General features: G+C 67.5%; 25 protein-coding genes. 20 read left to right on the plus strand and 5 right to left on the minus strand.

Going from position 1 to position 26262, the window contains the following annotated elements:
• Positions 1 to 204 precede the first annotated feature (204 nt).
• From ACFRAU_RS02605 to ACFRAU_RS02635, 7 genes are all read left to right on the plus strand, one after another.
• A complete protein-coding gene (locus ACFRAU_RS02605) occupies positions 205 to 1254 on the plus strand; it encodes a LacI family DNA-binding transcriptional regulator (RefSeq protein ID WP_377998680.1) in 1050 nt (349 codons plus the stop codon).
• A 195-nt stretch (positions 1255 to 1449) separates the two neighbouring features.
• Positions 1450 to 2985: an alkaline phosphatase D family protein gene (locus ACFRAU_RS02610; protein ID WP_377998681.1), complete on the plus strand. Its 1536-nt coding sequence runs from the start codon at positions 1450 to 1452 to the stop codon at positions 2983 to 2985.
• A gap of 2 nt (positions 2986 to 2987) precedes the next feature.
• Entirely contained in the window at positions 2988 to 4658 is a 1671-nt protein-coding gene (locus tag ACFRAU_RS02615; RefSeq protein WP_377998682.1) for a phosphodiester glycosidase family protein, read from the plus strand.
• A gap of 185 nt (positions 4659 to 4843) precedes the next feature.
• On the plus strand, positions 4844 to 5260 hold the full coding sequence (locus ACFRAU_RS02620) for an SRPBCC family protein (RefSeq protein ID WP_377996364.1): 417 nt from the start codon (positions 4844 to 4846) through the stop codon (positions 5258 to 5260).
• A 2-nt stretch (positions 5261 to 5262) separates the two neighbouring features.
• A complete protein-coding gene (locus ACFRAU_RS02625; RefSeq protein ID WP_377998683.1) occupies positions 5263 to 5964 on the plus strand; it encodes a hypothetical protein in 702 nt (233 codons plus the stop codon).
• Positions 5965 to 6156: 192 nt separating this feature from the next.
• Positions 6157 to 7650 (plus strand): alkaline phosphatase, encoded by a 1494-nt coding sequence (locus ACFRAU_RS02630; protein WP_377996362.1) that lies wholly within the window; start codon positions 6157 to 6159, stop codon positions 7648 to 7650.
• Between the two features lie 82 nt (positions 7651 to 7732).
• On the plus strand, positions 7733 to 8266 hold the full coding sequence (locus ACFRAU_RS02635) for a hypothetical protein (protein WP_377998684.1): 534 nt from the start codon (positions 7733 to 7735) through the stop codon (positions 8264 to 8266).
• A 38-nt stretch (positions 8267 to 8304) separates the two neighbouring features.
• Here the strand turns inward: ACFRAU_RS02635 and ACFRAU_RS02640 are convergent, their stop codons facing one another.
• Positions 8305 to 8709 carry a VOC family protein gene (locus tag ACFRAU_RS02640; RefSeq protein ID WP_377998685.1) on the minus strand — a complete coding sequence of 135 codons (405 nt, stop codon included), beginning with the start codon at positions 8707 to 8709 and terminating at the stop codon, positions 8305 to 8307.
• Positions 8710 to 8748: 39 nt separating this feature from the next.
• Complete coding sequence (locus tag ACFRAU_RS02645) at positions 8749 to 9633, minus strand: aminoglycoside phosphotransferase family protein (RefSeq protein WP_377998686.1); 885 nt, start codon at positions 9631 to 9633, stop codon at positions 8749 to 8751.
• Positions 9634 to 9725: 92 nt separating this feature from the next.
• On the opposite strand from ACFRAU_RS02645, the gene ACFRAU_RS02650 reads away from it, so the two are divergent.
• The 3 genes from ACFRAU_RS02650 to ACFRAU_RS02660 all read left to right on the plus strand — a co-directional run bounded on the left by ACFRAU_RS02650 (position 9726) and on the right by ACFRAU_RS02660 (position 13323).
• A complete protein-coding gene (locus ACFRAU_RS02650) occupies positions 9726 to 10448 on the plus strand; it encodes a GntR family transcriptional regulator (RefSeq protein WP_377998687.1) in 723 nt (240 codons plus the stop codon).
• Positions 10449 to 10562: 114 nt separating this feature from the next.
• Positions 10563 to 11957 (plus strand): cation:dicarboxylate symporter family transporter, encoded by a 1395-nt coding sequence (locus ACFRAU_RS02655; RefSeq protein WP_377996357.1) that lies wholly within the window; start codon positions 10563 to 10565, stop codon positions 11955 to 11957.
• A 13-nt stretch (positions 11958 to 11970) separates the two neighbouring features.
• Positions 11971 to 13323, plus strand: a complete 1353-nt coding sequence (locus ACFRAU_RS02660; protein WP_377998688.1) for an adenylosuccinate lyase family protein — start codon at positions 11971 to 11973, stop codon at positions 13321 to 13323.
• Positions 13324 to 13389: 66 nt separating this feature from the next.
• On the opposite strand, the gene ACFRAU_RS02665 is transcribed toward ACFRAU_RS02660, so the two are convergent.
• Entirely contained in the window at positions 13390 to 14187 is a 798-nt protein-coding gene (locus ACFRAU_RS02665) for an IclR family transcriptional regulator (protein ID WP_377998689.1), read from the minus strand.
• 122 nt (positions 14188 to 14309) lie between these two features.
• Between ACFRAU_RS02665 and ACFRAU_RS02670 the strand changes: the two genes are divergently transcribed.
• From ACFRAU_RS02670 to ACFRAU_RS02710, 9 genes are all read left to right on the plus strand, one after another.
• Entirely contained in the window at positions 14310 to 14813 is a 504-nt protein-coding gene (locus tag ACFRAU_RS02670; protein WP_377998690.1) for a tripartite tricarboxylate transporter TctB family protein, read from the plus strand.
• A 2-nt stretch (positions 14814 to 14815) separates the two neighbouring features.
• Positions 14816 to 16318, plus strand: a complete 1503-nt coding sequence (locus tag ACFRAU_RS02675; RefSeq protein ID WP_377998691.1) for a tripartite tricarboxylate transporter permease — start codon at positions 14816 to 14818, stop codon at positions 16316 to 16318.
• Positions 16319 to 16387: 69 nt separating this feature from the next.
• Complete coding sequence (locus ACFRAU_RS02680; RefSeq protein WP_377998692.1) at positions 16388 to 17389, plus strand: tripartite tricarboxylate transporter substrate binding protein; 1002 nt, start codon at positions 16388 to 16390, stop codon at positions 17387 to 17389.
• A gap of 58 nt (positions 17390 to 17447) precedes the next feature.
• Positions 17448 to 18077 (plus strand): methyltransferase, encoded by a 630-nt coding sequence (locus ACFRAU_RS02685; RefSeq protein ID WP_377996351.1) that lies wholly within the window; start codon positions 17448 to 17450, stop codon positions 18075 to 18077.
• 13 nt (positions 18078 to 18090) lie between these two features.
• Positions 18091 to 18876 (plus strand): DUF1932 domain-containing protein, encoded by a 786-nt coding sequence (locus ACFRAU_RS02690; RefSeq protein ID WP_377998693.1) that lies wholly within the window; start codon positions 18091 to 18093, stop codon positions 18874 to 18876.
• Positions 18877 to 18955: 79 nt separating this feature from the next.
• The gene (locus ACFRAU_RS02695; protein WP_377998694.1) at positions 18956 to 20302 is read left to right on the plus strand and encodes a TRAP transporter large permease subunit; all 1347 of its coding nucleotides are present in this window, start codon (positions 18956 to 18958) and stop codon (positions 20300 to 20302) included.
• 11 nt (positions 20303 to 20313) lie between these two features.
• Entirely contained in the window at positions 20314 to 20571 is a 258-nt protein-coding gene (locus ACFRAU_RS02700) for a hypothetical protein (protein WP_377996348.1), read from the plus strand.
• A complete protein-coding gene (locus ACFRAU_RS02705) occupies positions 20568 to 21554 on the plus strand; it encodes a cyclase family protein (RefSeq protein WP_377998695.1) in 987 nt (328 codons plus the stop codon). The genes ACFRAU_RS02700 and ACFRAU_RS02705 overlap by 4 nt, the downstream gene beginning before the upstream one ends.
• A gap of 60 nt (positions 21555 to 21614) precedes the next feature.
• On the plus strand, positions 21615 to 22844 hold the full coding sequence (locus ACFRAU_RS02710; protein WP_377998696.1) for an NYN domain-containing protein: 1230 nt from the start codon (positions 21615 to 21617) through the stop codon (positions 22842 to 22844).
• On the opposite strand, the gene ACFRAU_RS02715 is transcribed toward ACFRAU_RS02710, so the two are convergent.
• Positions 22841 to 23704: a helix-turn-helix transcriptional regulator gene (locus ACFRAU_RS02715; protein WP_377998697.1), complete on the minus strand. Its 864-nt coding sequence runs from the start codon at positions 23702 to 23704 to the stop codon at positions 22841 to 22843. The two genes, ACFRAU_RS02710 and ACFRAU_RS02715, sit on opposite strands and share 4 nt — an antisense overlap.
• Positions 23705 to 23849: 145 nt before the next feature.
• On the opposite strand from ACFRAU_RS02715, the gene ACFRAU_RS02720 reads away from it, so the two are divergent.
• Positions 23850 to 24194, plus strand: a complete 345-nt coding sequence (locus ACFRAU_RS02720; RefSeq protein WP_377996344.1) for a hypothetical protein — start codon at positions 23850 to 23852, stop codon at positions 24192 to 24194.
• A gap of 22 nt (positions 24195 to 24216) precedes the next feature.
• Here the strand turns inward: ACFRAU_RS02720 and ACFRAU_RS02725 are convergent, their stop codons facing one another.
• Positions 24217 to 26223: a VWA domain-containing protein gene (locus tag ACFRAU_RS02725; protein WP_377998698.1), complete on the minus strand. Its 2007-nt coding sequence runs from the start codon at positions 26221 to 26223 to the stop codon at positions 24217 to 24219.
• Positions 26224 to 26262 lie beyond the last annotated feature (39 nt).

The raw sequence follows: 26262 nt of genomic DNA on the forward strand, positions 1-26262 counted from the left end.
GAGTTGAGGGTGCTTTCGTCACTGATATCTCGGCCGAAGATGTGACCTAGCCCATAAAGGAGTATGGGGGTTTACGATAACCCACGTCAACCGGTTGACCAATATTTGTGAAAGAAGACGAACTGCCGCCGTTCGCGCATAGGTGATCGTAAACTTACTTTGGATGGGCGTAGGGTGCAGACTGCTGCGGACGGAAGGCGGACAGTGGCGAAAGCAAGGACGGGAGCGCGGCCCAGCATGGCCGACGTCGGCAGGCTGGCCAACGTCTCGACCCAGACGGTGTCGCGCTATTTCACCGGCGTTGGTTACGTGCGGGCCGAGACCCGCGAGCGGATCACCGCCGCCATCGCGGAACTGGGATACGTGCCCAACCAGTCCGCCCGTGCGCTCCGTACCAGCAGGACGAACTCAGTGGGCGTCCTGACCATGGGCGCCTTCGTCTACGGGAGTTCGGGCGTCCTCACGGGATTGGGGTTCGCGGCCCGCGAGGCCGACGTCACCCTCACTATCGCGGCGTTGAATCTCGACTTTGAGGCGAAGAACTGGGAAGCCGAGGCGCGGCGGGCGCTGGCGCACTTCAAATCCGTACAGGTGGACGGCGTTGTGGTGTCCACGCCTCTGCCCGGCGTCGGTAAGCTGCTCGCCGACTGGGACCAGTCAACGCCGCTGATCACGGTTTCCGAGCTTCCGTCATCGGACGAAGGCTCGGCAGGCACCCATTCGCACGCTGCGGGCTGGGAGGCGACCCGTCACCTCATCGGCCTGGGACACCGCGACATCCTGCATGTGGCCGGGCCGTCCACCCGCAATGAAGCCCGCGAACGTGAGCGCGGCTACCGCGATGCCATGCAGGGCGCCGGCCTCGACCCCCAGGTACTCGATGTCGCCAAGGACTGGTCCTCGGACGCCGGGTACCAAGCCGGCAAGGCTGTGGATCCCGGCACGTTCACGGCAGTCTTCGCCAGCAATGACGAGATTGCCCTCGGTTTCATGAGCGCCATGGAGAAACGCGGCCTTCGGGCACCCCTGGATTTTTCCATCGTCGGGGTGGACGACATGCCTGCAGCCGCCTACTTCTCCCCGCCACTGACCACCATGCGCCTCGACTTTCAGGCGCTGGGCATGGCGACATTCAAGATGCTGCACCACCAGATTCTGACCGGAGAACCCGCCCAGCACTACGTCGTCGAGCCCGAGCTCGTGATCCGGGATTCGACGTCGCGCCTCGACCGGCTGCCAGGGGTCCGGCGCTAAGGCCCCCCGGCGAGCGCCGAGCGCAGACCAGATCCGGCGCTGCGGGCACGGATCCGGGCCGCCCTCCCAGCTGATGTTCCGCGGAGATTCCGAGCCGCAAGAGGTTCGGACTGCGTTAACTGGCCGTTCACTATCAGATCAATTGCCCTTGCCTGAATGGATGGGACCATACCCATCACTGTTTCAGGAGACACTGTGTCCCGTTCCTTCACCACGTCCCGGCGTGGATTCCTCGCCGCAACTGGCGGCGCCGTCGCGGCAGCTGCCGTCTACGGCTTCTCGGCGGCCCCCGCCTGGGCAGATCCGCGTTTCCCGCAGAACCCCTTCACGCTCGGGATCGCATCCGGCGACCCCACCCCGGACGGCATGGTGCTGTGGACCCGGCTGGCCCCCGAACCACAGGCGGCAGACGGGATGGGCGGCATGCCGCCGTACCAGGTCCGGGTGAGCTGGCAGGTGGCCACCGACCCCGGCTTCCGCAACGTGGTTAAGGCTGGCAGCGAGGCGGCCACGCCTGAGCTTGCCCACTCCGTGCACGCCGAAGTCAGCGGATTGCGGCCGTCGGCGGACTACTGGTACCGCTTCCGTGTGGGCAACGAGGAAAGTCCTGTGGGCCACACACGCACCGCCCCGGCCGCGGGCTCGGACCCCGGCCGGGTCACCTTCGGCCTGGCGTCGTGCCAGTCCTGGGCCGGCGGCCGCTACGCCGCATACCGCACCATGGCGCAGGAGGACCTTGACCTCGTGGTGCACGTGGGCGACTACACCTACGAAGGCCGGAACCACGAGTCCCTGGCCGACTTCCGCAACAACCACGCCAAGTACAAGAGCTCCGTGGACCTGCAGGCAGCACACGCGAAATTCCCGTTCGTCGTGACGTTCGACGACCACGAGGTGGAGAACAACTGGGCCGACGGCGTATCGCAGCCGGACAATGAGGCGTCCAACGATCCGGAGCGTTTCCTCCAGCTGCGGGCCAATGCCTTCCAGGCCTACTACGAGCACCTGCCGCTGCGCCGCCCGCAACGGCCCACCGGTCCGGACATGGTCCTGTACCGCCGGCTGGACTACGGCAACCTGGCCCGGTTCCACGTCCTGGACACCCGGCAGTACCGTTCGGACCAGCTGACCGAGAACTTCCCCGGCGGCCCGCAGCACCCCGGCGTGTACGATCCCTCCCGGACGCTGATGGGCGACGGGCAGGAGCAGTGGCTGTTCCAGGGGCTGGCTTCCTCGCCCGCCCGCTGGAACGTGATCGCCCAGCAGACCATGATGGCCCAGTACGATTACGACCCCGGCGAGATCCTGTCGGTCAACCACGACCAGTGGGACGGGTACGTGGTCTCGCGCAACCGGCTCACCAACTTCATCGATCAGCAGGCACCGGCCAACCCCGTGGTCCTCAGCGGGGACTGGCACGCAGCCTTCGCCAACGACCTCCTTCGCGACTATGCCGATCCGAAGTCGAGGGTGGTGGCTACCGAATTTGTCGGAACGTCAATCAGCTCCGGCTGCGGCTGGGCGCAGGCCATCAAGAACGGCCTGCCGGCGAACCCGCACACTCGCTACATCAACCCGGACAAGCGCGGCTGGACCCGCTGCACCGTGACACCCGAGGAGTTCCGCAGCGACTACCTCGTCGTGGCGTCCGCCGCCGACACGGCCTCACCCGCCGTCGTCGATGCCTCGTTCGCTGTCGGGAACGGCCGCCCCGGCGCGGAACGGATCTGAGCATGCCTGCCTTCAACCGCCGCCTCAGCAGGACCGCCGTCGCCGCCCTGGCCTTGGGGCTCCCCCTTGCCTGCCTCGTCGCCCCCGCCGGTCCCTCCAATGCCGCAGCCTGGACCCCGGCCCATGCAGCCGCCGCGCCCGCGGCGTCCGGCATCCTGGACCTTGGCGCTGCAGACCTGCCCGAGAACCGCACCGAGACCAAACTGGCCCCCGGACTGACCCGGACCTCCATCACCCGGGGGACCCCCAACCAGAACCTGCAGTGGACCGCCGAGGTGGCCATCCCGTCGGCGTCACCTGACCCCGACGCGCCCGCGTCAGCACTGTCCGCGGAGGCGCAGGCCCGCTCGGTTGCCGGCAAACTCCAGGCAGCCGGCGTTCCTGCACGCGTCGAGCATGTCCAGTCCCCCAGGCTGGCCGACTCAGGTGGCGACCTCGGCTACCGGGTGCGCGCCGGACAGTTCCCGACCAAAGCCGACGGGTCCGCCACCGTCGCGAAGATCAAGGCCGCCGGCTACGCATCCTCCGTGATCTACACCGGCTGGGACGGCGACGAGGGCACCGCCGAAAACACGCGCGGTCCCTGGAAGCTGGAGGTCCTCACGATTGACCCTAAGGAATTCCGCGGCGAGCTGGAGTCCTCCTTCGGCCCGAACCTGCAGGACCGGGAAACCACCAGCCAGCTTGCAGCCGCGGCCGGCGCACTCGCAGCCGTGAACGGCGGGTACTTCGTGCTGGACCCGAAGGCCGGAGCACCGGGAGACCCGGCCGGCACGGCAGTTCGGGACGGCAAGGTGCTGAGCGAACCGGTCGGAGACCGGCCCTCCCTGGTCATCGGTCCCAAGGATCAGAGCTCCATCCAGCGCCTGCACTGGGCCGGGTCAGTTACTGCCGCCGGGAACACCGGAAAGCTGGCCCTGGACGGCGTCAACCGCGTGCCCGGCCTCATCCGGAACTGCGGCGGCACCGACGACACCCCGATTTCGCTGCCGCTGCACGACTTCACGTGCACCGACGCGGACGAGATAGTGGCTTTCACGCCCGAGTTCGGTTCCGCCACGCCGTCCGGCCCCGGGATGGAAGTCGTCCTGGACGTCCACGGGACGGTCACCGCCGTCAATAGCGTCCGTGGCACAGCTGTCCCTGCAGGCGGGCACACCCTGCAGGCCACCGGAGCGGACGTGGACAAGCTCGCCGCGCTGGCCAAGGTTGGCTCCCGGCTGAAGGTCGAAACTGACCTCATCAACGGGGACGGCAAGCCCCTGAAAACCGGCGCCACCACCGACGTCGTCAACGGCGGGCCGGTGCTCATCGAAGACGGTGCGGTCCACGTGACGGCTGCCCGGGACGGCATGGTCCGCTCCGGTGACAGCAACAGTTTTTACTACGGCTGGGTGCACAAGCGGAACCCTCGCACGATTGCCGGTGTTGACGCCGAGGGCCGCACGCTGCTGGTCACCGCCGATGGACGCCAAACAACTTCGCTTGGCCTGAGCATCAAGGAGGCGGCGGACGTTGCCCGCTCGCTCGGCATGGTCGACGCCATCAACCTCGACGGCGGCGGGTCCACCACCATGGTCCAGGACGGCCAGGTTGTGAACTCGCCCTCCGACGCCACCGGTGAGCGCCCGGTGGGCGATGCGCTGCTCCTTCTGCCCGGCCGCAGGTCCTGAAGCTGCCTAAGCAGTACACACTTGCTGTTGTCCGGGCACGCCCGCCCGGCTCCGCATAAACAGCCACAGCCACTGTGACGCCGGCGGCCACGGCGCGGACACCCTCCGACGGGTGAAGATGAATGTTGGATGAAACGTGCGGGAATCCCGGCCGGGCACAGGGCTCCGATGGCTATCCTTGGCCAATGGTTCTCCATGCATCCGAGGTGCTGATCAACGCACGGTTGTCCACGGTGTGGGACGTCCTCACGGATGCGGGCAACATGCCCGTCTGGGACTCGGGTATCACAGAGATCGACGGGGACCTCCGTGACGGTGAAACGGTCCGCATCACCACATCGCGCCGGGGCCGCCCGGTCCGGGCGCGGGTCCGGCAGGACGCGGGCGAGGTCATGACCTGGACCTCCGCGTTGCCGCTGCGGCTGCTCCGGGTGGTCCAGTCATTTACCCTCGTCCCCGATTCAGGGCGTACCCTCCTGAAGGTCACCGTAGAAACCGCCGGTCCGCTCCGGCGCTGGTCCTCGCCGGCCACCCGGCAGGATCTGGACGATTTCGTGGCCGCCGCGCGGCACCGCGCCGAACTGCTCGACAGGACGTCGTGACGGTGGGGGAGCAGAAACGCTTCGGGTCGTTGAAGAGCTCCGGGGATGCACATCCGGAGTGGACCCTGATGTACCGCAAGGGGCTGTCCCGGAAGAAGATCGCCGAACTGGCCCGGGTCAAAGTCGCCGCCGTCACCACCCACCTCACGGCGGCCAAGGCCACGGATCCCGGCCTGAAAACGGAGCACCGGGCAGCAGCTGCAGCAGGGACCAGCCCCGCGGCGCCCGGCATCAAACGCCTATACCAGCTGCTCACCATGGTCGAGGCCACGGGCCGCTACCCCTCCCGCAACGCCGGCGACAAGGCGGAGCGGGAACTCGCGCAGTGGCTGCGGCGCCGCCGCCGCGACGCGGACGCCGGCATCCTGAACCCGGTCATTGGCGCAGGCCTGTCCGTCCTGCCCGACTGGCGGCGCAAACCCCGCGAGGCCAGGGAGGACCAGCAATGGCAGGACCGTCTGGAGCAGCTGGCTGCCTATCTCGCCACGGGGCACCCCTGGCCCCGCACCACCCCCGGCGTGGCCGGGGTGGAAAAGGAGCTCGGGGGTGGCTGCGCAGCCAACGGTACAAGTTCCGCCACGGCGACCTCTCCCCCGAACGTTCAGACGCGCTGGACGCCGCCCTGCCCGGATGGCTTACCGGCCGCAAAGGGGCTGCAGAACCGTCCAGCGACGTGGACTAGAGCAGGGCAGGAATGTCCCTGACGGAATGTCTCCGATCCGATCTATACAGCTGTCACCTGGCCTGAAAATCACTCATGGCGCAAGCAGGTTAATCCGGCCGTAAGCTCCCGTCCAGCGGCGGGGCACCTTCTGGTCACCGCCGCATCGTGTGCCGTCCCTAGTGTCTGAGCGGTGCCATTCGCACCCATCATTCGCATCCGGGAGAACCTCCACATGAAACGCACATTTTCCGTGTCCGCATCGGCGACGCTCGTCGCAGTTGCCGCCCTTGCCGGGCTGGCCGCCGCCGGCTCGCCGGCAACAGCAGCCAATGACGCCGCCAACAACGGCCGCGTAAAAAACGTTATCTACATGGTGGGAGACGGCATGGGCCGTACCCACGTCACTGCCGGCCGTGAGCGCTTCTACGGCGCCGATGGCCGGCTGAACATGGAAAAGCTGCCTGCCCACGGCTACGTCAGCACCTATTCCGTGGAGAAAAACTCCGGCCAGCCCGGGCAGGCAGATTTCCGCCCGAACTACGTCACCGACTCCGCATCCTCGGCCACCGCATGGGCCTCCGGCGTCAAGACCTACAACGCCGCCCTGGGCGTGGACGCCAAGGGAACCTCCGTCCCGACCCTGATGGAAAAGGCCAAGCAGGCCGGATACCGTACCGGCAACGTCTCCACCGCCGAAATCACCGACGCCACCCCTGCCGGGCAGATGAGCCACGCCCTCGCCCGCGGCTGCCAGGGACCCGTCTATTCCGCGGCCGCCTGCCAGGACACCGCCATCACAGGTTCGCCCCTGGCCACCAGCGACCTTCGCGTCACCCCGATCGCCGACCAGATCGCCCGCAACGGCACCGCCGATGTCATCCTCGGCGGCGGCCTGAGCCGCTTTGACACCGCTGACGAGAAGGCGCTCCGCGACCAGGGCTACACGGTCCTGGGCTCCCCCGCTTCCCAGACCGTGGCAACCAAGACGGATCTCTCGGCAGCGGCGGGGAGCAGGGTCTTCGGTCTGTTCAACAAGGGAAACCTGACCGTGGAGAAGTCCAAGCAGGACAACCCGTCGGCCCCGCAGGCCCAGGAACCCACCCTGGCCGAAATGACCAGGAAGTCCATCGACCTGCTCGGCTCCGGCAGCAAGGGCAACGGCTTCTACCTGCAGGTCGAGGGTGCCCTCATCGACAAGCGCTCCCACGCCAACGACGCGTCCCAGACCCTCGAGGAAATCAAGGCCTTCGATGACGCCGTCGCCGCGGCCATGGACTTCGCCAAGAAGGACGGCAACACCCTCGTGATTGTGACCGCAGACCACGAATGCGCCGGGTTCAACATCATTGAGAAGGGCTCCTTCACCAACGCCGAAGCCGCGAACCCGCCCGTGAATGTGGACAGCGGCAACCCGGCGAACAACTCCGCCCCCACCCGCACGGGCGGCAACACCAAGGACGCCAGCCGCTCTACCGGCATCGTCAACGGCGCCGGTTCGGGCGATCCGCACAACTTCGCCCCCGCTACCTTCCGCACCCCTGATGACGCCGCCGGCGTCCAGGACGGGTCCAAGGACGCCAGCCTCTGGCTGACCTACCTTTCCGGCAACCACACCGGTGCGGACGTCCCCGTCTTCTCCTTCGGCTCGGGTTCGGAAAAGCTCCAGGGCAGCGTAGACAACACCGATCTCTTCACCATCGTCGGCGACGCCCTGCGGGTGAGCTGACCATTCCCCCTTCCCGTGGCCGGGGAAACATCCCCGGCCACCGGAACCATGTCTCCATCCTTGCCAGCACAGGAACACTCACATGCACCACAAAATGAAGACCGTCATCATCGGCGGCGCAACACTTTTGGCTGCGGCCGCTGTCCTCGCGGGGACACTGAACCAGCCTGCAGGTCCGGCCGCGGCAGAAACGCCTCGTCCGGCCGCGACCGTCCAGGCGACCCTGCCGGGCCTGGTCCCGGCATCCGGGGAACCCGGACTGCCCGGACTGCAGAGCGCCAAACCCGCCAAGGGCCGGGCCGTCCAGGTCAAGGGACCGTTCGACGACCGGTTCGTCCTGGAGCAGCCGGCGTTCACCGCCACCGGTGCAAGCGGAACAATCCGCATCACCAGCGACGTCAGCGACCTTCTCGAGCTGCAGGTCCTGGCGGGCTTCTACGACGACCAGGGCAAGTTGCTCGGCACCGGCCGCTACGTGCACCACGCTTCGGAAGACGGGCACAGCCACATCGGACCGCCGTCGGAGACCGAAAAGTTCAGCATCCCGGTCCCGGAAAACCTCCGAGGCAAGGCGGTTTCCGCCGCCGTGGGCGTCCCCGTCCTCGTCAACGAATAGGGCGCCAGCGAATATCGGCGACGCCGTGCGCCCGGCGGCTACGAAGCTGGGGCGTCCAGGTGCGCGCTCTTGACCTCCGGAGGCGTCGCACCCTGGATGACCCAGCGGTTGCCATCAGGATCGCTAAGGAAGGCAAACTGCACCCCGCCCATGTCCTGGACCTCACTGATGCCGGCGCCGCGGTCCAGCAGCTCGGCGCGGATCGCACCGATATCGGGCACCACAAGCTGCAGCCCCTCCAGGCTCCCCGGCGACATGCTGGTCATTCCCGTCCCGATGACGATCGAGGCAGCAGAACCGGGCGGCGTCAGCTGCACCACCCGCATCCCCGGGATGTGTTCCACATCGTGGTCGAGGACGAAGCCCAGTTTCTCCACATAGAACGACTTCGCCGCGTCCACGTCGGCCACGGGCACTTGCACAACTTCAAGGCGCATCTCCATGCGCCCCACCCTACGCCCCGGCCCGCGCAAAACGCCGCCTCAGCCCGCCAGAACCTGCCCTATCCCGAACTCCCCCACGGAGAACATCTGCGGATTGTCGTCGGAGTTGCTGAGCATGGCGGTGGAGAGGACCAGTGCCCAGCCGCGGGCACGGGCCCAGGTGCCGCTGTCCACCGAGGAGCCAAAGGCGCCCATGAAGCGCCGGCGGGTGCCGGCGTCGAACATTAACCATCCCGCCGCAAGGTCAACGGCCGGGTCCCCGGCCCCGACATCGCCGAAATCGATCACGCCGGCCAGCGATCCGTCCGCCGCCAGCAGGATGTTGGCCGGATGCAGGTCGCCGTGGAGCATCATTTCCGGACCCGCCCAGGCCCCGGCCGCGCAGGCCTCCGCCCACACCGCCTTCAGTTCTTCTGCCCGGGGGTAGCGGCCGCGGTCCCCGAGCCGCGCCGACACCACCGCGTTCCGGTCCATCAGCGGCACCCCGCGGACGGGATTCACCGGGACACCTGCTTCTGCTGGCACGTGGAGGGCCATGAGAAACGCGGCCAGGCCGTCAACGGCCTGTCCGCGGCCCGCTGGTCCGGCGTCCACCGCCGGCGCCCCGGGCACCCACCGCACGATGCTCCACGGCCAGGGAAAGTCCGACGTCGGCCGGCCGGCATGGACGGGCACAGGAACCGGAACCGGGGACCGGTTGGCGATACCGGGAAGGTACCGCTGCTCGTGCAGGATCAGCGGAACGGCCTCGTCCCGGCGCGGCAGCCGGACCGCCAAATCGGCCCCGAGCCGGAAGGTCGCGTTGTCCCACCCATTGGCTGCCCGCTCGAGGGAGCGGCCGGCAAGGTCCGGCCGCTGGTCCCGGAGGAGGGCATGGACGACGGCGGCACTCACCTCCACTGTTGCCGGCGGCATTCCGGCCATTGAGACTCCCTCATGCGAGGTCCGCGGCATCCGGCCCCAACCTGTCTAGACTTGTCTGCAAGAGTATCGACCCCAAGGGAGGAAGGCCAGCGGTGGCTGCCAGGTATATAGCGATCGCTGAGGATCTGCAGGCACGGATCGCCGGCGGCCAGTGGGAGGTGGGCGCCTTCCTCCCGTCCGAGCCGGAGCTGGCGTCCCAGTACAGCGTGTCCCGGGAGACGCTGCGAGCGGCCCTCCGCCAGCTTGAGGAGGCCGGCCTGATCGCGCGGCGCAAAGGCCAGGGCACACGGGTGGTCCGGCTGCAGCCGGCCCAGGAATTCCACACGAAGCTCTCCTCCATCGAAGAGCTTGCCCAGTATGGGCGGACTGCGGTGCGCAGCATCCTGTCCACGGAATTGGTCACCGTCGACGACGGCCTCGCGGACGATCTGGGTGTACCCGCCGGCACGGTCCGGACCCGCATCACGTCGACACGGCAGGAGCCGGCGGATGGCGGCCGCCCACTGTCTTGGGCCCAGGTGTACCTCTCCCCCGAGCACGCCACCCTCATCTCGGACGAGCTCAGGGACAGCGACCGGCTCGTGGCCGAACTGATCGCCGAGCATACCGGCCGCCAGGTCAAGCGCGTCCTGCAGCACATCAAAGCCACAGTGCTCGACGGCGACGCCGCCAAGGCGCTGGGAGAATTGCCGGGTTCCGTCGCCCTGCAGCTCACGCGGCGCTACATCGGTACCGATGGCGAAATCCTCGCCGTCGCGGTCAGCACACACCCCGGTTCCCGCTTCGTCTACGAGTCCGTTCTGGAACGCAGCTAACCCGAGTCCCACCCCGCTGCCGCCGGGCCCACTCTGGCAGCGGCCTTGACAGAACCCCATGACATGCCTCACATTTGTCTAGACAGAAAATGTGTCTAGACAAGTGAGGCGTCAATGAAGTCGCAAGAACAGCTCCTGGAAGCAGCCGCTCCCCGGCCGAAGAAAGCCTGGTACCGGGGCCTGGGTGCGCAGGTCATGATCGCCATGGCACTGGGCATCGTGGTCGGTTTCGCCTTCCCGGCGTTCTCAGCCCAGCTCAAGATCGTGGGCGACCTGTTCCTCGCCCTGATCAAAACGGGCATCGCCCCGCTGGTCTTCCTGACCGTGGTCCTGGGCATCCTGTCCGCCGGGAACCTCAAGCAGGCCAGCCGGATCGGCTTCTCCGCCCTCATCTACTTCGAAGTCGTGTCCACGCTCGCCCTGGGCCTCGGCCTGCTGGCCGCGAACCTCCTGCACGTCGGCGAGGGGGCCGGCGCGCTCACCGCGAGCAGCGGCAAGCCACCCGCCACCAACGGCGACCACTCCTTTGCCGGTTTCCTCACCGGTATCTTCCCGGACAACTTCTTCGGCGCCTTCACCTCCGGCCAGCTGCTGCAGGTGGTCATCCTCGCCGTCATCTTCGGAGCAGGCCTCCTCACCCTCAAACCTGCCGTTCTCGGCAAGATCCAGGGCGGCCTCGACACCGTCTCCGAGGCGTTCTTCGGCTTCATCAACGTGATCATGAAGCTCGCCCCGATCGGCGCCTTTGGTGCCATCGCCTACTCGGTCGGCACCAACGGCAGCGCCATGCTGCTGGCACTTGCCCAGCTGGTACTCGAATACTGGGCGGTCGTCGCACTGTTCATCACCGTCGTCCTCGGACTGGTCTGCCTGATCGCAGGGTTCAACGTCTTCCGGATCCTGCGCTTCGTGAAGGTTGAGATGTCCCTGGTGCTGGGCACCGCCTCCTCCGAGTCGGCGCTGCCCGGGCTACTGAAGAAGCTCACCGCCATGGGCTGCTCCAAACAGAGCGTCGGGCTGGTGGTCCCCACCGGTTACGCCTTCAATCTGGACGGCACGTCGCTGTACATGTCCATCTGCACCATCTTCCTGGCCAACGCGTTCGGCGTTCACATGGGACTGGGCGAACAGCTGGGCCTGATGGCACTGATGCTGCTGACCTCCAAGGGCGCCGCCACCGTCTCCGGCGGCACCTACGTCGTCTTCGCGTCGACCGTCGCGGCCACCGGCTACCTGCCGCTGGAAGGCGTTGCGATCCTCTTCGGCGTCTACCGGTTCATGTCCATTGCCACCGCCTTCTGCAACACCTTCGGCAACGTCGTGGCCACCATCGTCGTCTCCAAGCTGACCAAGGAAATGGACGTTCCCAAGGTCCGCCGCGCGCTGGCCGACCCCGCCCTTTTCCTCGCCGAAATGGAACGCCAGGAAGCCAGGGAAGCCTCCTCCCCCGCTTTAACCCCCGCCGCCGTCCACGAATCCGGCAGTTTCTCCGCCGCCGCCACGAAGTAAAGGATCCCCTCGCATGAGCTCCACCGTCTACGATTCCCTGCTGTTCCGCGACATGTTCGGCACCGCCCGCATGCGCGAAGTCTTCAGCGACGACGCCTACGTCAGCCGCATCATCGACACCGAAACGGCCCTCGCCCGCGCCGAAGCGAGGGTGGGCCTCATTCCCGCAGACGCCGCCGCCCGGATCACCCAGACCGCCAACTTCGCCGGACTCGACCAGGAGCGGCTCCGCCGGGAAACCGAAATCGTCGGCTACCCCATCCTGCCTATCGTGCAGCAGCTCTCGGAGCAGTGCGGCGACGACGGCGGCTACATCCACTGGGGCGCAACCACCCAGGACATCATGGACACCGCCACAATGCTCCAGTGCAAGGAAGGCGTCGCCATCCTGACAGAACAGCTCAACGGAGTCAGGGCTGCGCTGGCCCGGCTCGCCGAAACCCACGTGAATACCCTCGCCGCCGGCCGCACCCACCTGCAGCACGCCCTGCCCGTGACCTTCGGCTACCGCTGCGCCGTCTGGCTCTCCTCCCTCGACCGGCAGGCCGACCGGCTCGCCCAGGCCGCCGAACGCGACCTTATGGTCCAGTTCGGCGGCGCCGCCGGCACCCTCGCATCCCTCGGCGAAGGGCCCGAAGGCCTGGAAACACGGGCCGCGCTGGCGGCGGAGCTCGGCCTGGCCGATCCCGACATCACCTGGCACGTCGCCCGGGACGGCCTGGCCGAACTGGTATCCCTGCTGGCCAACATCGGCGGCTCCCTCGGCAAGATTGCCCTGGACGTCATGCTGATGTGCTCCTCCGAATACGGCGAAACCGCCGAACCGTTCGTCATGGGCCGTGGCGCCAGCTCCACCATGCCGCAAAAGCGCAACCCCATCTCCTGCGAACTGATGCTCGCCGCAGCCAAAATGCTCAGGGACAAATCCTCCACCATGCTCGACGCCATGGTGCAGGACTTCGAACGCGCCACCGGCCCCTGGCACCTGGAATGGGCCACCATCCCCGAATCCTTCCTGCTGCTCGCCAGCTCCCTGGCCCAGGCGGAATTCATGCTGTCCGGACTCGAGGTCAACGTCGACCGGATGCGCGAAAACACCGCCATCACCGGCGGGCTGATCGTCGCCGAGGCCGTCATGATGGCCGTCGCCCCCGTCCTCGGCCGCCAGGAGGCCCACCACGTCATCTACGACGCCTGCAAGACCGCCATCGAAACCCGCACCACACTGGAATCCGAACTCGTCAGGCATCCGGAACTCGTCCAGCACCTCGGCGAGGACCGCATCGCACAGCTCTGCGACCCCGCAGGCTACCTCGGCAGCGCAGGCGCCATGACCAAACAGGTCATCTCCGCCCGCACCCGCTAGCCATTTCCCAACACAACACGGCCGCCCCTGCACACGTACGGCAGGGGCGGCCGTGTCTGTTTAATTTCAGTAGACGGTTCCCTCCAGCAGCTCGGCGAGCCGGCCCGCAGCGCGGCGCAGTTCGGGCACGCTGGCCGTCAGCCCGTCTTTAGTGGCTGCTTCCACCGGGCTGGTCAGCGCAATCGATTCGCTGGGCAGTCCGGACCTCCTGATGGCGACCGCAACGGAATGTACACCGGTGGCACGCTCGTCGGCCGAATAGGCGTAGTCCGTTCCGGGTTGGGGCAGGCGGGCCTTAAGCTCGGCCAGGCTGAAGGTGGATTCCTCATGCCCGGCCGCCACCGCCTGCTGCACCACCTCCTCGAGATGGTGATCCGGTGCGCCCGCGAGCAGGATCTTGCCCGCCGCCCCGAGAGTGAGGGGCAGCCGCTTGCCAAGGGGCATGTCATACCGAAGCGGGGCGTCGCCGTCGACGCGGACCACCAGGATGCGCTCGAAACCCAGCCGCGTGTAGAGGGACGCGGTCATTCCGGTCTGCGCCGCCACCTGCTGGAGCACGGGGCGGGACGCGGTCACCAGGGGGTCGTTTTCGATGTAGCTGCGCGCCGCCGGCAATACGGCCGGCCCGATCCGGTAGGTCTTGTCCGTCTGGCTGACCATGCCGAAATCCTGCAGCACGCGCAGGATGCGCAGCGTGGTGGGCAGGCTCATGCCGCAGTTCCGCGCCAGATCGCTGAGCCGCTGGGGCCTGTCGGCCCGCTGCAGTTCCGCGAACACCTCCATGGCCCGCGACAGCGAGCGCATGTTGGAGGGCTTGCCGCCGTCGTCCGCCGCAGTGCCGGGCTGGGTGTTTGTCACCGTCATTCTTTCATTCTATGTAACTTCCACTCCGCCCCCGCCCGCTTGACAGCTCCTGTGGGCCGTGTCACTATTTCTTCTGACGTAAGAGACTTTCATTCTATGAAAGCAATTGGAAGGCAATTTTGATGACAACGGAGTCGACCATGACCCAGTCCCCCGCCCGGGCGAGGCCAGCGCGCAGCGTTCTGGCAGGGATCGCCGCCTTCGGGGCACTGGGCGCCTACGTACTTGTTAGCTCGGTGGGCCTCGGCCTGTGGACCTCCCTGGGTCCCGGTCCCGGGCTCTTCCCCTTCGCCATGGGAGCGGTGCTCGCAGCGATGTCGGCCCTGTGGCTGCTGCAGGAACTCAAGCGCCCCAGCGCCGCCGGTGAGGGGGCCGACGGCGGACTGGTGCTCGCCGTCGTCGTCAGCCTTGTGCTGCTGGCAGCCCTGCTGGACCTGATCGGCTTCCAGCTGGGCATGTTCCTCTTCCTGATGTACCACCTGAAGATCCGGGGGAAGCGGGGCTGGCTGTCCGCCCTGCTGACCGCCCTGGCCGGAAGCGTCGGCGCTTTCTACGCCTTCAACTACGGACTGAACGTGGCCCTTCCTGTCTCATCCATTCCCGTCCTGAACCTGATCGGACTCTAGACATGGACACCCTCAATGAACTGCTGAACGGCTTCGCCACTGCCATGACCTGGCAGAACCTGATCTTTGCGTTCCTGGGCTGCCTCCTGGGCACCGTCATCGGCGTCCTGCCCGGAGTCGGACCCGTCGCCGGCGTCGCACTCCTGATCCCGCTCACGCTGAACCTGGACCCCGCCGGGTCCATCATCATGCTGTGCGCGATCTTCTATGGCACGCAGTACGGGGGCACCATCACCAGTGTCCTCCTGAACACTCCCGGTGAGGCATCCTCAGCGATCACCACCATCGACGGCTATGCCATGACCAAACTCGGCAGGGCAGGAGCGGCACTGACCCTGGCCGCCGTCGGATCCTTCATCGGCGGAACCATTGCCACCATCGGACTCGTCATCGCCGCCAAATCCCTGGGCGAACTCGGCCTGCTTGTCGGACCCCCGGAGTTCTTCGCCCTCATGGTCGTCGGCATCTCCCTGCTCGTGGCGCTGGCCGGGAAATCAATGGTCAAGGCCCTGATCTCCGGGGCCCTGGGCCTGCTGATCTCCATGGTGGGCATCGACCCCGTCGCCGGCGCACCCCGCTTCACCTTCGGCATGGACCGGCTCCTGGACGGCGTCAGCTTCGTGGCCGTCATCGTCGGCGTCTTCGGCCTCTCCGAAATCCTGTCCTACCGGAAAAACGCGGAGACCCCCTTGGTGCACGCTCCGGGGTTCCGCTCCCTGTTCCCCTCACGGACTGAATGGCGCCGCAGCGCACCGGCCATGGCCCGCGGCACGGGTGTCGGCTTCGGCCTGGGGCTGATCCCCGGAATGACCGGATCCGTGTCATCCCTTCTGTCCTACGCCTCGGAAAAGAAGTTCTCCCGCTTCCGCGGCGAACTCGGCAAGGGCGCCGTCGAAGGCGTTGCCGGCCCGGAAACGGCCAACAACGCCCATGCCAACGCAGCGCTCATTCCGCTGTTCACCCTCGGCATCCCGGCATCCCCGACCATCGCCGTTCTGATGGGCGCATTCCTCCAGCAGGGCCTGACCCCAGGACCCAGCCTGTTCACCGAACACTCTGATATTGCGTGGGCGATCATCGCCAGCCTCTTCATCGGCAACGTGCTTTTGTTGCTGCTCAACGTCCCCCTGGTGGGTCTGTGGACCTCGATCCTGCGGGTCCCCACCCCCATCCTGACCGCCCTGATCCTGCTGTTCATGGTCATCGGCGCCTACACCATCAACTTCAGCGTCTTCGACGTCTTCGTCATGATCGGCTTCGGCCTCCTCGGCCTGGCCCTTCGGCACCTGGACATTCCGCTGGCCCCCATGGTCCTCACCCTGGTCCTGGGACCGCTGATGGAACGCTCACTTCGCGAATCGCTGGAAATCTCCCAGGGCGACTTCAGCGTTTTCCTCAACCGGCCCATCTCCGCAGTGCTGATCGGCCTTGGCGTGCTGATCATCTGCAGCCCACTGCTCAAGTTCCGCAAACCCAAGGCCCTCACCGAGGACCCCGAAGCCTGATTCACCCCGTCACCTGTCCACATACCTATCCGCCCCTTAGCCCACGCATCTCTTCGAAGGAGAAGAACCTTGTCACGCAACAAAGTAACCGCGGCCCTTGCCGCAGCCGCCCTGCTCGCCCTCACCGGATGCGGCGCCAACGCCGGCGCATCCTCCGCCTCCGGGAACGACTTCCCCAAGAAGGGCAAGACCATTGACCTCATCGTCGCCTTCTCCTCAGGCGGCGCCGTGGACACCGCAGCCCGCCTCGTCCAGCCCGTGCTGGAAAAGGAACTCGGCACCAACGTCGAGGTCATCAACAAGCCGGGCGCCGGAGGCCAGATCGGCTACACCCAGCTGACCGGCGCCAAACCCGACGGCTACACCATCGGCGCCACCGGCTCCCCGTCCGTCGTCGTGTCCCCGCTGGACCCGGCCCGCGGCGCGAAGTACACGCGCAGCAGCTTCCAGCCGCTGGGCCGCCAGGTCATCGACCCGGCCGTCATCGCCGTCCAGCCGGACAGCCCGTACAAGACGCTGAAGGAACTGCTGGACGCGGTCAAGGCCAAGCCCAAGTCCCTCACCGCGAGCACCACCGGCCTGCAGACCGGCGAGCATTTTGCCCTGGCCCAGATCCAGGAGACCACCGGCGCCGAGTTCGCTCCGGTCCACTTCTCCGAAGGAGCCTCCCAGGCCACCACGGCATTCCTGGGCAAGCACGTGGACGTCCTCGTCGCCAACGTCAGTGACGTGACCGATCTGACCAAGCAGAACAAGGCCCGCGTCCTGGGCATCATGACCGCCGAGCGGTCCCCGTCGCTGCCTGACGTGCCCACGTTCAAGGAAAGCGGCTACGAGGTCGAAGCCGGCACCGCCCGCGGCTACTCCGCCCCCGCCGGCCTGCCGGACGCCGTCGCCAAGAAGCTCGAGGCCGCCTTCCAGAAGGCCATCGAGGACCCGGAGGTTGTCAAGAAGATGAACGACCTCGGCCTGCAGACCAGCTACCTCTCCGGCAAGGACTACGAGACGTTCTGGGCCGGACAGGAAGCGGACTTCAAGAAGGTCCTGCCGCTGGTTCAAAAGAAGGACTAGTCCGAACCACCGCCCGCCCGTTAGCCGCCACACCAACACCATCAGGGAAGACACCGCCATGACCACCCCCGCCCTTCAGGACACCTCCTTCACCCGCCCGGACCAGGAACTGATCGACCGGCTGGCCAAGCTGCCGGCCGCGAACATCGGTGACGCCATGGACCGGCTGGGCGTCGCCGACTCAGCGATCCAGGCGATCTGGCCCGGGGCGAAAATCGCCGGTCCCGCCTTCACCGTCTGGACCCGCCCGGGTGACAACCAGGGCATCCACCAGGCCCTGGGGCTGGCGCAGCCGGGGGACGTCATCGTGGTCTCGGGCGGCGCGGACGAGTCCCGCGCGCTCCTGGGTGAGCTGATCGGCGAGCGCGCCATCAGCCTCGGCATCGCCGGCTTCGCCCTTGACGGTGCTGCACGCGATGCCGAGGCTCTGGGCGAGATCGGCATGCCGGTCTTCGCCCGGGCGGTCACCCCGGCAGGCCCGTACAAGAACGGCCCGCACCGGCTCGGCGGCCCCGTCGCCTTCGGCGGCGTTCCCGTCCTGCCGGGCGACATCATCATCGGCGACTCCGACGGCATCGTCGTCATCCCCAGTGAGCAGGCCGCGGCCGTGGCTGACGCCGCAGAAGCCGTCTTCGCCGACGAGACCAACCGCCGCGCATCAATCATCGCCGCCCGCGGCCAGCAGTAAGGACAGACCTCCCATGACAAAGTGCACCATCATCGGCCTGGGCGAAGCAGGAGCAGCCTACGCCGAAGCCCTGGCTGCAGCCGGGCACCAGGTCACCGGGTTTGACCCCGTGGCCCCCTCCACCCCGCCGGGAATCACGCGGGCGGCCACCGCCGCCGAAGCCTGCCGGGACGCGGTGATCGTTCTGGTGCTCACCGGCGCCGCCGCCGCCCGCAGCGTCGCGCAGGACTGCCTGCCCGTACTCCCGGCCGGCAGCACCTACGCGGACCTCACCTCCTCCTCCCCCACGGTCATGGAAGAACTCGGCCAGCTGTCCAGCCAGGCGCTCTTCGCCGACGTCGCGATCCTGGGCCCGGTCGCCGCCCTCGGCGTCAAGACGCCGCTCATGGTCAGCGGTCCCGGCTCGGCTGCGGTGGCGCAGCTGCTGACTCCGCTGGGTACCGCCGTCGAAATTGCCGACGGCGGGCCGGGGGCGGCAATGTCCCACAAGCTGCTGCGCAGCGTCCTGATGAAGGGCCTCGCCTCGATCATCGTCGAAGCCGTCACCGCAGGCCGGGCCGCAGGGCTGGAACAGTGGATCCGGGAGCAGATCGCACGGCAGCTCGCCGGCGACGGCCAGGCTGTCATCGACAGGCTGCTGACCGGAACGGCCAAGCACGCCGTGCGCAGGTCCCGGGAAATGCAGGACACCGCGAACTACCTTGCAGAGCTCGGCGTCCCGGCGGAAATGACGGAAGCCTCGGCGGCAGCCCTGACGCGGATCGCCGCGGTACCCGCACCGGAGGCAGCCCTGCGCTGACCGCGCATGAGGCAGAATCAATGAACAGGGAGTCAACGATGAACCCGGACACCAACGAAACCTACGAAGGAGCAGCCCGATGACCGGCATCTGGGCGCTGGGGGCCTATCTGGCCGTCATCCTGCTCTGGACGACGGTCATCAGGCGCAGCGTCGGCGAAGCCATGCTCCTCGGATTCCTCGTTGTCCTTCCGTTCACCGGGGCCGCCGCGCAGATCGGCTGGGACTCGTTCTATGACGCGATCACCGATGAAATCGTCTACGCCACCATGGCGTTCGTCTTCATGGGTTACCTGCTGGAGCGCACCGGGGTGCTGGACCGGCTCATCGACCTCCTGAACTCCCTGATCGGCGGCGTCAAGGGCGGCCCGGCCTGGGTCTCCACGGTGGCATCGGCCGGCCTGGGCGGCGTGGTCCACAACCAGGCCGCGATCGCCGCGACCGTGGGCTCGGTGACCATTCCCTGGATGGAAAAGTCCCGGCTGGACAAACCGTCCGCGGCCACGCTCGTGGCCGGGAACGCCGGAATGGGCATTACCTTTCCGTTCAGCGCCTCCATGTTCGTCCTGGTCGGATCCGCCACCGTCGGGCCGCTGCTGCAGATCAACGACCTTGTCCTTCCGCTGCTGCTGGGCGGGCTGTGGTGCTTCCTGCACCGCCTGATCATCACGTATGTGCTGATCCGCAAGAGCGACATGGCACCCCTCGACCCGGCCCACCGGGCTCCCATCCGGCGGGCGTTCAGCCAGGGCTGGGCCACCCTGCTCCTGTTCGTGGTGGTGGCCATCCCGCTGATCATCACTTCCGGGGCCGTCGCCGCGGCGCTAACGGACTGGGCCGGTTCGGACGTGACCAAATCCGTCAGCGTCATCGTTTGGATCCCCGTGATCCTCATCATCACCGGAACCATTTTGGGACGGAAGCGGCTGCCCCGCAGTCCGAAGGCCTACTGGGAGTTCCTGCAGCAGTCCGCCCCGCGCTTCGGCGTCGTCGGCGTCACGGTGGTCTTCGCGTTCGCCGGCGCCAACGCACTGGCCGCCACCGGCCTGCCCAAGCAGATGACGGCGCTGCTGAACGGGCTGAACCTGCCGCTGTGGCTGCTGGCCATCCTGATCGGGCTGATCGTCATCGCGGTCGCGGCGCCCCTCTCCGCGACGGCGACCATGGCCGCCGTCGGAACCGTTGGCGTGGCCACACTGGTTGCGGCCGGCGTCCCGGCCACCACGGCGGCAGTCGCGGTACTGGTCTTCTCCTCCTGCGAGGCGGCGGTCCCGCCGGGAGGCGCGCCCCTGTACGTTGCCTGCGGCATCGCCGATGTGGACCCGATCAAGACCTTTGCCCGCCTGTTCGCCCTCTACGCCCTGCCCCTGCTGGCCATCGGCGTGCTGATCGCCGTCGGTGTCCTCCCCATCGGCGTCCCCCTCTAGGAAGCGTGCAAATGCAGAAGCTACGACACACCATCAACGCCGTCTTCGTGGTCAGCCTGGCGGTGCTCCTCATCGCCGGCATGGTTTTCGTTGCCGGACAGGCCATCGCCCTGATTACAGGCCAGGGCGAGTGGCTGGCAGTCCTCAATGAAGCCGTCAAGGGCCCGGCATGCATCGCCGCGTCCGTCTGCGCCATCGCCGGGTTCCTGCTCAGCTACAAGGCCCCGGCGAAACAGAACAGCCCGCAGCAGGAAGCCCGCACACGATGACCCCGGAATCCGGCACAACTTACCCTTCCTTCGAGTCCCTGCTGGAACGGGACGGGCCCCTCTCGGGAACCTCCTGGGGCCTTTTCCCCGACGCCGGACGCGGCACCCCGTCCTTCATCGGCCCTGATTCCGTCCGGGAAGCCTCCGCGTGCATCAGGACCGGCACCGTCTTCGGCCTCGACTACCCCGCCGACGCGTTCGATCCCGGCATGTCGCTGAAACGAAGGGCTCCCCGGCACACGATCTACTCGTCCCACCCCGCACACCGCGACGACTACCTCGACGGGTTCTACCTGCAGGGCTCCAGCCAGATCGACGGGCTCCGGCACCGCAGGGCGGACGACGTCGGCTTCTACAACGGCACGCCCGACGGCGACGTCCGGGAAGGTACAGCGGCGCTCGGCATCCAGGTGTGGGCCGAGCAGCCCATCGTCGGCCGGGGCGTGCTGGTGGACCTGGACGGTTATTGCCGGGAACAGGGCACGCCGATCGACCACGCGAACGGGCAACCTCTCAGTCTGGCCCTGATCCGGGCAGCGGCCGAAGCGCAGTCCCTGATTCTCCGGCCCGGCGACGTCCTCATGCTGCACACGGGATGGTGCGAATGGTTCCTCTCGCTGCCGCCGGAGGACAGGAACAGCCTGCGGGACAGCCGCCGGGCCAGCGGCATCGGGCAGTCGGCAGAGTTCGTCGCCTGGGCCTGGGACAACCGGCTCGCCGTCCTCGCGGCGGACAACTTCGCCGTCGAATGCCTGCCGCCCGTCCCGTCGAGTCCGTTCCGGGACACGGCACCGAACGACCACGGCATGATGCACCAGCAGCTCCTCGCCAAACTCGGCCTGCCCCTGGGCGAACTCTGGCAGCTCGGCCCGCTCAGCCGGCACATGAAGGCCACCGGAAACTGGGACGCCCTCGTCACCGTCAAGCCGCTGAACATCACGGGTGCCACAGGGTCACCGGCGAACGCGACGGCGGTGACATAACCGGGGCCGGACCGGCCTCGTCATCTGGTGGCGGCACAGTCATGCTGGCACACTGAGCCAATGACCGAAGCGTATCCGCAGTCCAGGCGGCCAGGCATCCGGGCCGCGATGTTCGTTGATTTCGACAATGTCTACACCGGGCTGCATGCGCTGGACCCGGTCGCAGCCAAGCGGTTTGCCGAGGACCCAAAGCATTGGGCGGATGCGCTGTCCGCGGGTGGCGCAGGCGAGCAGTCGCGCCGCTTCCTGATCCGCAACTGCTACCTCAACCCCGTGGTGTACTCCAAGTACCGGACGTACTGGACCAGGGCGGGATTTCGCGTCATCGACTGCCCTTCCCTGACCCAGCGGGGCAAGAGCAGCACGGACATCAACCTTGTGCTCGACGCCATGGATGCCTTGGCCGGCCCGGCGGGAATCGAGGAGTTTTTCATTGCCTCGGCGGACGCGGACTTCACGTCGCTGGTGCAGCGGTTCAGGGCCGCAGACCGCATGACCACCGTGATCGCGGCAGGCGCGGTGGCCTTCGCCTACCGGGAGATGGCAGACAACGTCGTCGAGTCCCACGATTTCGTGGCCATTCTCCACGGCACAACGTCTGAGCCCATGCCCGCGATGCGTTCTGTTGATACGAAGGGCGGCGTCCTCCCGGGAAGGACCAAGGCCGTTTCACCAGCAGTGAACGAGGTGGGCGAGTTTGTCCGCGGCGCGCCCGGACCGGTGGCGGGCGCCATGGTGGCCCACAGGGCACTGACGGCGGACCCGTCCCTCAAGGCCGACTGGGGCGGCTACGGAAAATTCGGGACATGGGTCGCCCAGCTGGGCAACGGGATTGAGTATTCGGCGGCGCAAGGCGGCTGGGTCTGGGACACGAAGCGGTTTTCAGGTGCCGACCTGCCCACCGACGCCGCGGTCCAGCCCGGCATCGAGGAACAGGTCGCTCGCGTGACGGACGTCCCGGCCCTCTCGGAGGCGCAGTTCCGGCAGATGTTCCTGGCTTTGGAGGCACGGCTCCGGGAAAACCCCGTCACCCGCAGCGAACTGGCGAGACTTGTCCGGGATGACTGCGTCACGGCGGGCCAGCCCGTCTCCCGGAACGCGGTCAACTTTGTCATCCAGGGCTTCGGCTACGTGGACTTTCAGCTCAGCGATACGGCCACCGCGGGCGAACTGGCGGCGGCGTGGACGGAAAACGTGGAGGAACTGTGCCGGGTGGCGCTCATGGAATTTGATGAAACCGAGAAGGTTGAACTGCGGCGCTGGGCGAGTGGCGGTTTCCTGTCCGGCTAAGCGCCCGGGCCGGAGCCAAGTTCCTGGGTCGCGGCCCAGCTGGCGAGCAGGATGAGCTTGTCGGCTGATTCGGAGCCCTCGTCCGGGGTGTACGTGGCAATGGACAGCCCCGGTTCGCCCGGCATCTCGAACACGTCGTATGTGAGGTCCATGGCACCCACTTCGGGGTGGCCATAGACCTTCCGGCCGGTGCGGTGCTCGTGGACGTCCTGGTCCGCCCAGTCCTTCCGGAACTGCGGGCTGCGGGTGGCAAGTTCACCGATGAGTTCCGTGATCTCGGCGTTGAGCGGATCGCGGCCGGCCTCATAGCGGAGCATCGCAGCGGTCAGGCTGCAGGCGAGCGGCCAGTCGGCGTAGTAGTCCTGTGCACGGGAGTCGAGGAAGATGAAGCGGGCCATGTTGGGCCGGTCGGAGTCGAAGTGCGGCGAGAACAGCGCCCGTCCCAGCAGGTTCGAGGCCACAAGATCCTGGCGGGCGTTGTAAACGACGGCGGGCATGGCCAGGTTGTCGAGTACCCGCTGGACGGACGGGCGGACGGCGACGGCCGCCGTCGTTCTTCCCGTGGCGTTCGCTGCCGCCGTGGCGGGACGGGCGAGATCCAGGAGGTGTTCGCGTTCGACGTCGGTCAGGTGCAGTGCCCGGGCGATCGCGTTGAGCACGGCCTCGGACGCGCCGTGGATGTTGCCGCGCTCCAGCCGCGTGTAGTAGTCCACGCTGACGCCGGCGAGCTGCGCGACCTCTTCACGCCTGAGTCCGGGCACGCGCCGTTCGTCGCCGAAGTCGGGCAGCCCGGCCTGTGCGAGGGTGACGTTGGCACGCCGGGAGATAAGGAACTTCCGGATGTCGTCTTTCTTGCTCATGGTGCCATTACACCCCAGCGGGCATCCGTTCCGGGAGGTCCGGGCAGGGCCTCCCAGCCCGCACACTTGTTAGCCAGGTCACATTCGTCTATCGTAGTCGGGGGCCACAGCGTGGTGGCCCTTTCTAAACTGGGGAGACAACTGAGTGAACGAGAAGCTTCGGGTGCTGGTCAGCGTTGACCTCGACGGCGCCAAGGCCCGGGTCAAGACACAGGGCCATGTGACCGTCCAAAGCATTCAGGGCCTGTACGACGTCATGAAGCGGGCCGACTCACTGGTCCCCGGACTGTCACTGGAACTGGACATGACCCTGGCCGACGTCGAGCCCCAGGCTCTCGAAGAGCTCCGCGGCTGCGCCCGCTCCCATCACCTTCCGCTGCAGGTCGATCCACTCCAGCGCGACTACCGGTTCAGCATCGTCGCCCCGAAGGTCACAGCGCCGAAGCCGGCAGCGCTTCCGGTCGCCGCACCTGTGCTGGCCGCCGCCTAACCTTCGCCCCACAAGGCCGGGGTTAAATCCCCGCCGACCAGTCGTCGTCGTACAGGCCATCCCGGAAGTGTGTGCGGAGATAGGCCCCCACGACGGCGGCGCCCAGGTCTCCGGTTTCCGGCGCAACCACCCGGCCGTCGATCCGGCGGGCCAGCCGCCGGACAAAGCGTTCCAGGCCCGGGTCGTCACCAAGCCGGAAGAACGTCGCCTGCGTGCCGGCACGCGCCAGCCGGTCCAGCTCCGCGACGGTGACGCGGATGGTCTCCGGGTCCGGCGGCCAGCAGAACCACGACTCGCCGTCGGCCAGCAGGTGCGCGGTGGGCTCACCGTCGGTCACCACGAGGAGGACGGGCTGCATCGACGGGTGCTGGCGGAAGAAGCGACCGGCCAGCAGCAATCCGTGGTGCAGGTTGGTTCCCTGTTCCCGCAACGCCGGCAGGGCCGTCAGCTCGCCAATGTCCATCGACTGCGCGTAGCGGCCGAACGTGATCAGCTGCAGCCGGTCCCCGCGGAACCGGGTTGAGACGAGATGGTGCAGGGCAAGCGCCGTGCGTTTCATCGGCACCCACCGCCCCTCGGCGGCCATCGAGAAGGACACGTCGGCAAGCAGGACGACGGCGGCCTGCGTCCGCGCCTCCGTCTCCGTCACCTCGATGTCACCCACGGCGAGGTGCAGTCCCTGGCCCGGATCGCCGCCGTCTGCCATGGTGCGCCGGATCGCATTGGTTATGGTGCGGGTGACGTCCCACGGCTCGGCGTCGCCGAACTCCCACTGGCGGCTGGAGCCGGTCTGCTCGCCGGCGGCCCCGGCAAGGCGCGTATCCCGGCCCCCCTGCCGCCCGGACAGCTGCTTGGCCGTATCCCGCAGCAGCGATTTTCCGAGCCGCCGCATGGCCTGCGGGGACAACCTGAGGTCGCCGTCAGCCCCGCGCCGCAGGTAGCCGCCATCCTGCATGGCCCGTTCGATCTCGGCGAGGGTACGTGCCGTCACTGCGGCGTTCTGCCCGAGCTGGCGGGCGAGGGCATCCAGGTCCAGGTCGTCAAGGGTTGACCCGTTGTAGTGCTGGGACAGCTGCTCGGACAGCTCGTCGAGCTCGGCGATGTCCTGCAGCACGCCTGTGCCGTCTCCCAGCCCGAGCCCTTCCTGGCCTTGGAAGCGTTCGGAGCCGCTCCAGTCCTCGCCGGGCCGCAGGGCGCGCAGGCTGTCGTCGAGCTGGTTGAGCTGGGCCATGAGTTCTGCCGAGCCGAATGCCTGGGCGGACAGCCGCATCAGCTCTTCGCGTTGCTCGGGGGACATCGACTGCAGCATCCGCTGGGCCGCGGCGGCACGCTTGGCGAGGGCGTCCACCAGCTCCTCGACCGACTGCGGATTCTCCGGGAAGAAGTCCCGGTGCTTCGCCATGAAGTCCCGGAAATCCGTGGCGGTGTCTTCCCCGCGGCGGTGCTTGCCCAGCAGCTCGTTGAGATCGCGCAGCATCTCGCTCACGGCTTCGCGGTCCTCGTCGGTGGCGTTCTCAAGCGCCTGCTTCATGCCGGCAAAGCGCTGTTCCAGGACTTCACGCCCCAGCAGGTCCTTGATCCGCTCGTAGGCCTCCCGGGCGCTGCTCGACTGCCAGTCATAGGACGCGAGTTCGTTCACGGCAGCCGCCGTGGACTGGGGCAGGTTCTGCAGCTGCATCTCGCGGAAGGCGCGCTCGGTGTTGTCCATCACGGCGTCGCGGGCGAGCTGCTTGCGTTCCTCCAGCACTGCGGTGTCCAGCAGCTTTTTGACCTCGTTGAGGGTGCCGTCCAGCCGGTGCCGGCCCAGCAGCTCACTCCGCCGCTGCTGGACGCGCCGGGCCAGGTTGTCCAGCCCGTCGCGGTTCTGGCCGCCGCGCCGCAGGAACTCCTGCAGGGCGTGCCGGGGCGAGTACCCTGCCATGACGTCCTCGGCGATCGCGTCGAGAGCCTCTGCCAGGTCCACCGGCGGGGCGAGCGGATCCGGACCACCGGCATACCGGCCGTACCTGGACCGGTTGTGAAGGGTCATGATGCCTCCCGTACCCGCTGATCTGTACCGCGGAGGACT

Origin of the sequence: Arthrobacter sp. NPDC056691 (assembly GCF_042791415.1) — a bacterium.
In the GTDB taxonomy this organism is placed as follows: Bacteria; Actinomycetota; Actinomycetes; order Actinomycetales; family Micrococcaceae; genus Arthrobacter.